The 9810-nt window shown below is 46.2% G+C and carries 10 protein-coding genes; 5 read left to right on the forward strand and 5 right to left on the reverse strand.

The features are described 5' to 3' along the window. Positions 1–21: 21 nt before the first annotated feature. Genes TL5118_RS20060 through TL5118_RS20070 form a run of 3 tightly spaced genes read right to left on the reverse strand, consistent with a single transcriptional unit; the run spans position 22 to position 5644 of the window. Positions 22–2868: a type I restriction endonuclease subunit R gene (locus TL5118_RS20060; protein ID WP_058242099.1), complete on the reverse strand. Its 2847-nt coding sequence runs from the start codon at positions 2866–2868 to the stop codon at positions 22–24. An 11-nt stretch (positions 2869–2879) separates the two neighbouring features. Continuing rightward, the gene (locus TL5118_RS20065; protein ID WP_058242100.1) at positions 2880–4094 is read right to left on the reverse strand and encodes a restriction endonuclease subunit S; all 1215 of its coding nucleotides are present in this window, start codon (positions 4092–4094) and stop codon (positions 2880–2882) included. Continuing rightward, positions 4091–5644: a type I restriction-modification system subunit M gene (locus TL5118_RS20070; RefSeq protein ID WP_058242101.1), complete on the reverse strand. Its 1554-nt coding sequence runs from the start codon at positions 5642–5644 to the stop codon at positions 4091–4093. The genes TL5118_RS20065 and TL5118_RS20070 overlap by 4 nt, the downstream gene beginning before the upstream one ends. 154 nt (positions 5645–5798) lie before the next feature. Here TL5118_RS20070 and TL5118_RS21850 point away from each other — a divergent pair, with 154 nt between their 5' ends. Both TL5118_RS21850 and TL5118_RS20075 read left to right on the forward strand, forming a co-directional pair. Further along, a complete protein-coding gene (locus TL5118_RS21850; protein ID WP_082626146.1) occupies positions 5799–5975 on the forward strand; it encodes a YgjP-like metallopeptidase domain-containing protein in 177 nt (58 codons plus the stop codon). A gap of 12 nt (positions 5976–5987) precedes the next feature. Then, positions 5988–6308 carry an H-NS histone family protein gene (locus TL5118_RS20075; RefSeq protein WP_306345400.1) on the forward strand — a complete coding sequence of 107 codons (321 nt, stop codon included), beginning with the start codon at positions 5988–5990 and terminating at the stop codon, positions 6306–6308. A 280-nt stretch (positions 6309–6588) separates the two neighbouring features. Here the strand turns inward: TL5118_RS20075 and TL5118_RS20080 are convergent, their stop codons facing one another. Continuing rightward, positions 6589–7320, reverse strand: coding sequence for a hypothetical protein (locus TL5118_RS20080; protein WP_058242103.1), 732 nt, complete (start codon positions 7318–7320; stop codon positions 6589–6591). Positions 7321–7725: 405 nt separating this feature from the next. Between TL5118_RS20080 and TL5118_RS20085 the strand changes: the two genes are divergently transcribed. Together TL5118_RS20085 and TL5118_RS21460 are read left to right on the forward strand one after the other, a co-directional pair. Continuing rightward, positions 7726–8352 (forward strand): recombinase family protein, encoded by a 627-nt coding sequence (locus TL5118_RS20085; protein WP_306345401.1) that lies wholly within the window; start codon positions 7726–7728, stop codon positions 8350–8352. Between the two features lie 48 nt (positions 8353–8400). Beyond that, positions 8401–8550, forward strand: a complete 150-nt coding sequence (locus TL5118_RS21460) for a hypothetical protein (RefSeq protein ID WP_165590073.1) — start codon at positions 8401–8403, stop codon at positions 8548–8550. Positions 8551–8555: 5 nt separating this feature from the next. Here TL5118_RS21460 and TL5118_RS21240 read toward each other — a convergent pair whose 3' ends face one another. Continuing rightward, positions 8556–8855 carry a hypothetical protein gene (locus TL5118_RS21240; protein ID WP_131727476.1) on the reverse strand — a complete coding sequence of 100 codons (300 nt, stop codon included), beginning with the start codon at positions 8853–8855 and terminating at the stop codon, positions 8556–8558. A gap of 397 nt (positions 8856–9252) precedes the next feature. On the opposite strand from TL5118_RS21240, the gene TL5118_RS21855 reads away from it, so the two are divergent. After that, positions 9253–9780, forward strand: coding sequence for a DUF6538 domain-containing protein (locus tag TL5118_RS21855; RefSeq protein ID WP_370701697.1), 528 nt, complete (start codon positions 9253–9255; stop codon positions 9778–9780). The last annotated feature ends 30 nt before the right edge of the window (positions 9781–9810 follow it).

Below are 9810 nucleotides of genomic sequence, written 5' to 3' on the forward strand. Positions count from 1 at the left end.
TTCAAAGGTTTGGGATACACCTTAGCTGACTGTCCAGTTTTCTGGGACCACTTCATCCTTCACGCCTTCCAGAACGGTTTCAACTTTCTTGCGGCGTTGCAGGATAGATGGTTTTTCCTTGAGTGCTTTCATCACATCGTCTGCCAGCGGTTGCTTACCAGAGAACATCATCTGCGACACGAGTGCTTGGAACTCTTGGTCCTTTAACCCGTGTTCGTCTTCAAAGGTCTTGAACGCCTGTGAACGCTCTTCTGACCAAAAATCTGCAAACGCTTGGTGGATGTCATCCTCTGGTCCAAGCATGGGCAGTTTTTGGTCAATGAACTTTTCAATATAGGGACGCTTGCCACGCAACGAGACCTCAGACTGCAAAAGTTCGAAGATGCGTTTGCGGTATTGCTTTGCTTTCTTCTTTCCGTCTTCGCCTTCGCCGTCCATCAGGTTCATGGAGGTCAGCAAAGCGATGATGTAAGATACGTTGATGTCATCTCGGCGGATCAGTTCCAGTTCAAAGTCTATCCCATCAAAAGCGGGTGGAACATCTTCCTCTTCGGTCTGTGACAGGCGGTGCGCCATATCAACATACTTGCTTTTGAAGTCCTCAAAATCTTGGGGGTGCACAGGCAAGGTGGTTTCATCAAATTCGCTGAAGGTTGCCAGAACGTTGCGGATACGGATCAGATCACGGAATGCCTTCACAAACGCTGCTTGGGCGTTCTCATCTTGCAGATCATCTACGGCGTCAGGTGTTTGAACGATAGCGAACAAATCCGCCGCCGCTGCTTCAAACTTGGCAAGGTGTTCATCGTAACTGCCAATGATGATTTCTTCACGGGCGTTCTTGTTGGCGAACAGCGCAATGGCGTCATCCGTGGCCTCTTTCAGATCACGGAAACAGACAATGTTCCCTTGTGACTTTTCAAGGTTCAGGATGCGGTTTGTTCTGGAAAACGCTTGGATCAGACCGTGGTATTTCAGGTTCTTATCGACATAGAGCGTGTTGACAGTCTTGGCATCAAATCCAGTCAGGAACATGTTGACCACCAACAGGATGTCGACACCCTGTTCTGGATCAAATGGTTTGTAGTCACGGGACTTCACACGGTTCGCTACTGCCCTGTAGTAGTTGTAGAACCCTTTCCCATCCAAGACGCTTTCCTGAACGCCATAGAGGGCGTTGTAGTCGTTCACGATCTCCACCAGACGATCCCGCTTTGGTGTCGAGACGCTGGATGTGCTGTCAGATGGAAAATGCGTTTCAGGGATCAGACCATCGGCGTCAGGGTCTTCTTCATTGGCGGCATAGGTGAAAATGGATGCAATTTTCAGATCATGTTCACCCGCTTTGCGCTTTGCATCAAAGCATTCGTAATATTGTAGCAGCGCATCCACGGACCCCACACACATGATGGCACCAAACTGCTTGCCACGAGACTTCTTGTGATGGTTCTGGATCACCCAATCGGTGATCGTGGCAATACGATCAGGGTGTTCAAAGAACTCCTTGGAGCGGTGTTCTTTCGCTTCCTCATCCATGTGCTGGACGTATTCCACAGCAAAGCGCAGAACATTTTCATCACGGATGGCATCTGTGACCACATATTTGTGCAGGCATTCGTTGAAAAGGTCTTTGGTGGTCCTGCGCTTGATGGCGTTGTCGGCAAAGATTGGGGTGCCAGTGAACCCAAACATCTGAGCGGCAGGAAAAAAGTCCACAATCCGTTTATGAGCATCACCGAACTGACTGCGGTGGCATTCGTCAAAGATGAAGACAACACGTTCCTTGCGCAAAGCATCCATCGCCTCATGATGGCGAGTGCTACTGATGGCGTTGTTCAGTTTCTGGATCGTGGTGATGATCAGTTTCACATTGGGGTTCGTGAACTGCTTCACCAGTGATTTGGTGTCATCAGTTCCATCAACGGAACCCGGTTGAAAATGGTTGTATTCCTTGACCGTCTGGTGGTCCAAATCGGCACGGTCAACCACGAACAAGGTCTTCTTGACCTTGGGGATTTCCATGAGGTTCTGTGCTGCCTTGAAACTGGTCAGCGTCTTGCCTGATCCCGTAGCGTGCCAGATATAGCCATTCTGCCTACCAAGTTGGACACGTTCTGTGATCTTTTCGGCGGCGTAGTATTGGTAACTGCGCAAGACCATCAGGATACGATCGCTCTGGTGCAGAACGATATACTTGGCAATCATCTTGGACAGATGACACTTTTCCAAGAACAGGTCTGTGAAGGCATCTAGGCGATTGATTGCCTTGTTGTCGACATCTGCCCAAGTGAAGGTTTGTGCGAAACTTTGGTGCCTGTTGTTGGCATAGTAACGGGTGTTCACCCCGTTCGAGATCACGAAAATCTGCACATACTGGAACAGACCACCTGCCGCTGTGAAACTGTCTTTCTGGTAGCGGTTGATCTGGTCAAATGCCGCCTTCAGTTCGATACCACGGCGCTTCAGTTCGATTTGGCAGAGGGGGATGCCATTGACCAGCAAGGTCACGTCATAGCGGTTCTTACGGCGTCCCTTGATGCCGATCTGTGATGCCACTTGGTATTCGTTGCGGCACCAATGTTCGGTGTTGAAAAACTCAACATAGAAAGACGTTTCATCGTCACGGGTCAGGTGGAAACGATCCCGTAGTGTATGCGCCTTCTCAAAGGGTGATCCCTTTTCAAGGTGGTTGCGGATGCGTTTGAACTCAGCATCACTGAAGGTGGTTTTGTTGTGCTTACCAAGTTGCGACTGAACGTTCTTCCAGAGGTCATCTTCTGTTGCCAGATGAACCTTGTCCCATCCCTTACCTTGCAGGCGCTGGATAAGGGCATCTTCAAGCTGACTTTCACTCTGGTAAGAACTCATCCCGCACCGCCTTACACAAACATCTGTTGAAGGAGACCCTTCTTGAAGGTTTCCATCTGATCTAACATGGATGATGTCTTTTGGATTTTAGCGTCCAACGCAGACAAGAAGTCTGCAATTTTTTCCTGCTCTTCAGCACAGGGTAAGTCAATCGGAAGCGCCATAAAGTCACTTGTTGTTATGTTCATCCGATCATGCCTTGCGCCCTGATTGGCTACGGATCGCATGTAATCATACCATACTGATGATTTGAAATAGACGCTTAAAAAACCCTGATGCTGAACCTCTACCCTAAAAATAGTGTAGAGCGGAGACATCACTCCATCTTCCTTAAGGTTTTGCGAAATAGGACCAACGGGTGCTGAGCTGGATATTCTTGGATTGTAAACAAAATCATATTTTCGAATTTTATAGTAACCTGAAATATTAGCTTCATTTGCGATACTTTTGTCAAAATACTCCGTTTGAATAACAACGCCCTGAACAGCAGAATTTGTTAAAACAAGTGTTAACTCAAGGTCCTTGTTCTTCTCCGTTGATCGCTTCGCAACATCCCCCAACGCCACCTCTTCCCACTCAGGAAAATCACTTCCATCGCCTTGCTTGAAGCGGACTTCCTGCGAAAAGATTTTCTGCATCAAACCCTTTTTATAGAGTTCAAGGGCATCTTTCTTTTGGCGCAGTAAGTCGATTTTCTTGTCTACAGAGGACAGGAATGATGCGATTTTTTGTTGTTCGGGAAGGGAGGGGATTTGAACTTTGATAATGCCAATATCAGATGCATTATAGGAAGGCAGGGCACCAACTTGTGCAAACTTCGCCAAGTTTAATTGGAGAAATACTTGGTAAATAAAGCGAAAATCTATTTCGGGCGAAGGCAGAAAGGCCATCATATTATTATCGAGCAGGAAGTTGCGAGCTTGACGCTTTCGGTCCAGAAATATTGCAGCACCTACTTTCGCAAAGATAATGCTATTTGAGGCGATGGGTTTATATTTTAACCTCTTAATCTGCTCTTCGGTCACATAGTTGTTTGCCAAGACCATCTCTTGACTGTTTTCAGGAATGTTCATATCCGAAACTTTATAAAAAGGTGTTCCCTCCAAACCTCCCTGTTCTTTTTCCGGAAATCCAACACCCGACTTCAAGGTGCCGATTTCATCTATCCTGCTGCGAACCCATTCCCCACCAAACTCAGGAAACCTCAACTTAGGAACCGCACTCATACTGGTGCCTCCAACCCAAGTTCAGCACAGAATGCTTTGATGGTTTCATCCACTTCCGCCATGTCCTGCTCAATCTGTTTCAGATTGGCGGTCACAGCGGTCAGATCGACATCAGGTTCTTTCTCGAACGTGTCGACATAACGGGGGATGTTCAAGTTATAGTCATTTTCGGCAATCTCATCCAGATGCGCCAGATGACTGAACTTATCTTCCACAGTGCGGTTCTGGAAGGTCTCAACGATCTTGTCGACATCTGACGGTCGAAGATAGTTTTCGTTCTTGCCCTTCTCGAAGTTCTTTGATGCGTCAATGAACAGAACCTCATCCGTTTCACGGCACTTCTTAAACACCATGATGCAGGTGGGAATGCTGGTGCCGTAGAAAATGTTGGCAGGCAGACCAATCACGGCATCCAACCAGTTCTTTTCCTTGATGATGAACTCTCGGATATGCCCTTCTGCACCACCACGGAACAAGGCACCATGGGGCAGCACAACCGCCATGGCACCGTTGTCATCCAAGTGGTGCAGCATGTGGGTCACAAAAGCATAATCTGCCTTAGAAGATGGTGCCAGACGACCATAAGGGGCAAAGCGGTCATCTGCTTGAAACAAGTCTTTCGCTGACCATTTTGCCGAAAACGGTGGATTGGCAACAATCGCTTCAAACCGCATCCCCTCGTGCATAGGGGTTTCAAGCGTATCGTCCTGTTTAAGATCAAAATTCCGATAGTGGACCCCGTGCAAGATCATGTTCATGCGAGCAAGGTTGTAGGTGGTGCGGTTCATCTCCTGACCGTAGAAATCACCAACCTCTTTGACCTCACGGGCAACACGCAACAAAAGCGACCCTGACCCACAGGTAGGATCATAAACAGATTTCAGACGGGTTTTCCCTGTGGTCACGATGCGGGCAAGGATCGTAGAGACTTCTTGCGGGGTATAGAATTCACCTGCCTTCTTGCCTGCGCCAGATGCAAATTGCCCAATCAAGTATTCATAGGCATCACCAAGCACATCGGCATTGGCATCTTCCAACTTGAAGTCGATAGCATCCAGATGAACCAGAACCTTTGAAATGATCTCGTTCTTGGCGTTTTCAGTGCGCCCCAACTTGGTGGATGTCAGGTCAAGGTCTTCGAACAGGTTATCGAAATCATCTTCGGACTCGGTGCCCATTGTGGAACGCTCAATAGCATTCAGGACACTGGTCAGTTCTTCGAGAATGAATTCGCCCTTGGACCCACGCACGGCGATCTGGTGGAACAGTTCGGATGGTTTCAGGAAATAACCAAGTGCCTCCACGGCCTCAACTTTGACCGCTTCAAGGATTTCTTGCCCCTCGGCAGTGTTCTCATCCAGTGACAGGTATTCGATACCATCACCACTCAGGATGTCGTTGGCATAGATGTGCATCTTCTCGGACAGATACTTGAAGAAGATGAAACCCAACGCATAGTCACGAAACTCATCTGCATTCATCTTGCCCCTGAGGGTGTTGGCAATATCCCAAAGTTTTGATTCAAGGGATTTTTTCTGCTCGTCTGTCATCGTCTCTTCACCTACCCATCGACACAGAGACAACATGCAAGATCATGGCGCAGAAGGCAACGGACCTCAGGAGGCGCTGTGACGCTCACAGGGGCGCTTTGTGCGCTTTGACCATGCAAACCTGAGCAAAACTGGACAAGCGCACTGACAGGCGATCCTATGGCACCTAGCACCACACAAAATTGTGGATTACATAGTGATCCATGAACTATGTCACCTGATCGAACACAACCACTCGCCAAAATATTGGAAATTGGTTGAAGGATACTGCGACGATTATCAGGAATGCCGCAGATGGTTGAAGGATCATGGTGCAAATCTGAACATCTAACAAGGAAACATTATGGATATTGACCTAGACGAACTGGACTTGGATGAACTCAAGTCACTTCAAAAGAAGGTAACAAAAGCAATCGACAACTTCGAAAAGCGGAAACGTGACGAAGCACTGGAGGCAGCGAAAGCGATAGCATCCGAACATGGGTTCAAGTTGGAAGACTTGATGGGTGACGCACCTTCTAAAAAATCGAAAACTAAGTCAGAACCAAAGTATGCCCATCCTGAAAATTCAGAACTGACGTGGACTGGTCGCGGCAGAAAACCTGCTTGGATCATTGAACATCTGGAAGCAGGTGAGTCACTTGATGAACTACTGATCAAGTAGTGCTGGCACGCGCTGTGAGGACCGCACAGTGATATTGGTAGGGGTGCGCATGGTTCCCCTGCCAAATCATCACAAAGGCACTCTACGCCTTCACACTGACCACTGTCGCTGCCGTGAAGCATTTCTATCAAGCACAACCAAGTAGTGCTCAATCGCTTCATGTATCAACTGACTTCTTGGTTTGCCTGAATGCTTGTGTTGATCCAACTTCATCAGAAGTTCAGAATCCATGTTTAAATTAACGGGTCTGTAAGTTTTTATCTTTACCATGTGCGTCTCCTTATAATTTCTTGGGTTTTATTTTAATCTGTTGCCTCATAAGGTTCCTCTTTTGATCAAATCGCCTTTGAAGTCCATAAAGAACATCAAACAAATGACTGGCGCTCATCGTGTCTTTCTCAGTCGCATAAACATCAAATGGATAGACTTTCGGTTGATATGTATAAATACTTCTATTGATCGCTTGCAGATGTGACTTCATAGCATATTGAACATAATCACCTGTCGGTGATTGATGCTTCGCATCGTGACACTTTTTCTTGTCGAATATATCAATCCAGATGCTTTCTTTTATAATGCATCCATCTGCATCAACTACATCATCTAAAATTTCCCTAATGTCTGATATTGATGATCTGATTTTGGATTTCCAGTAAGAGATGTTTTCGCGTATAACTTCCCAATCTTGTTTGGAAAACAATATGATCCCATGATAATGTGGCATCATTGGATCAAGCAAAACATGATCAGGAATGTATCCGCTTCTGCTTCCCTCTACATCACCAGCAATGAACATGGAAAATGTAAATTCATCTGGTGAAGGTAGTCTTCCATATATTGCTCTATGGATTTTTTTATAAATTGCGTTTTGAACTCTATCTGTGTTGTGGAAGTTTTTCACTTGTATTGTGAAAACTAAGGCATTCGCCTGAACATCCACAAAGTTGGTGTGCTTATCAAATATTCTTGATAAATACATTATTGTTTCATTTATTTCATCTTTCTTTTTCATAAATATTCCTTTCAATTGGCAATACTAAACTATATGCGGATTTTTTAACTTCCGCATTTTCTAATTTCTAAAGATTTGGTTCGGACAATCGCTTATGTAAACTTTGCCGAAAGACGTTCATTAACGGTGATTGCAACCACCTGTTCTATTTATACGTATGTATCTATGTGTTTTGCTGTTTTTGGGGATTTTTTTGCGATTTCTGAATTTTTTCTTGTCGCAGCACATCGGTCCCAATGGGACTTCTTATCAATTCAAGTTTTCGCCAGTTGCATAAGGTCAAGATGTAGCAGGTATCCCCAAACCGCTTCTGACAATGTTGCACACGGCTAGATTTTCTTCTTACGCAATGATATAAATGCAACGAATCCTTATGCAACAAAGTGGAGCAGAACTATAGCGACGATATTATACGCCCGGGTTTCGACATCTGATCAGACCGTTTCACATCAAAAGACCCAAGCGGAACAAGCGGGGTTCAAACTTGATTGGGTGATAGATGATGAAGGGGTGTCCGGCGTCTCAGTGCCCTTGAAAGATCGTCCAGGTGGAAAACGGTTGTTCGACAAGTTGAGGGCGGGCGACACCTTGGTTGTCCGTTGGGTAGACCGTCTTGGTCGCAACTATGAAGACGTGACCGCCAACATCCGAGAGTTCATGCAAATGGGGGTCACGATCAAAACCGTGATCAACAACATGACGTTTGACGGTGCTACTGATGATCCAATGCAGAAGGCAATACGTGACGCCATGATTGCCTTCATGGCAGCGAATGCACAAGCACAGGCGGAAGCACAGAAGTTGGCAGCGAAGGCAGGTCACGAACACAGGAAGGCAATGGGTGATGACGCCTACAAGGGCAGGAAACCTTCCTTTACCACTCCACAGATTGACCAGATCGTTGCCAAGGTTGGTGAAGGCGTTGGAGTGAACGAGATCGCCCGTCAGGTTGGTCTCAGCAAGTTCGCAGTGTCACGTATCAAATCTGACACAGCGGGTGCCTATGCCAAAGCGGCACGCTGGGGGATTTGAGAATGCTATCATCAACGTGCCAGTTTCAAATCTACGGAGGTTCAACTGATGACCAATGAACGCAAAGATCAAAAACAAATGACGCAAGAAGAACTTAAGCGCCTTCGAGAAGGTGATACTGCTACTAGTTATGAAGATGCGATGGCATTCAAACGGTTGGTGAAGAAGATGGAATCCGAAAAATCGCAGCAAGAGTAATCGGATCAATCATCCTTCGACATTGAGCGATGATACTCTTTTGCACCTTCCCAACCCATGTCTGGAAAAGGGTTGTAGGAATCCAAAACTTTCATAAACGCTTGTTTTGCTGCACTGCCAAGGATCGCTAGTTTTGGTTCACTTGGGACGCTCACAAATACCTTCCCATCGCTTCCCGATGCATCATACCTTCCGCACGGTGATGCCGTTGTGACTGCATCATACAGATCAAATGCGTCCTGTTTGGTTTCTGGTCCATATGCGGACAACCAGTCTTGGAAGTTGGTGGTGTCGTTTTTTGACATATGTTCGGCACTCCAAAATTCTGATTTTCGAATACTTTACGCGACAACTTGGCAGGTTCAACAGATTATTTAATTCAAATAAAACAGCACCTTAGTAAGGATGTCACCTTGCAGACTGTGTGAAGTTTTGTGTGAAGTGGAGCGTCTAAAACCATCGACGGTCATCGAAACAGGCATGACTTGAGAAGAAAATTTAGCATCGAATATCACGTTAAAACACTGTTTTTGCTTGTTAAAAATTGATTGTCGATAGTTGTGGAAGGTTTGGTATGTGCGTTTGTAATCAGTGGGTCGGGAGTTCGAGTCTCTCTGGGGGCACCATTTTCCTTAGTAATCTTGTGGAAATCTTGCAGCTTTTCAGCGGTTTTCTATTCGTTACTACAGGACTGGCCACCAAATGAACCACCATAATCACACGTACCTCAAGCGTCGTAGCGGGATCTATTACTATACACGTAGAATTCCTTGCGAACTGCAGCAGAAATATAATCGTGACCGGCTTTATGTTTCTTTACGAACCAGAAGTCGAAGAAAAGCTATGGCTGCATCTGAAAGGTTATCAAACGAACTGGAGACGATATGGTCTCAGATTAGGGCTGAGGGTATTGTGTCTAAAGTTTCCTCCGGAGTGAGATTGTTTACACAGAACTCTCTCCAGTCGCGCTCCGCTCGATTAGACAATGATGAGGTTTCAGCATTACCATATATCAGCGTGGCGTTGGAGACTTATTTAGACTTGAAAGGAAGAGACAGGTCACCGAGCTTTGAGAGTTCTGTCCGTCGGTCTGTGAGTTACTTAATTGAAGAACTGGGTGACAAGCGGATTGATAAATATGCTCGTAGTGAAGCCCTAACATTTCGAGATGCTTTATTACGGCGGCAGTTGTCGATTTCTAGTGTTAGGCTCAGGACTCATAGCCAGTAAATAACGAGTGCGGCGAGAGCGATGGCTGAC

Source organism: Thalassovita autumnalis (genome assembly GCF_001458255.1).
GTDB lineage: Bacteria > Pseudomonadota > Alphaproteobacteria > Rhodobacterales > Rhodobacteraceae > Thalassobius > Thalassobius autumnalis.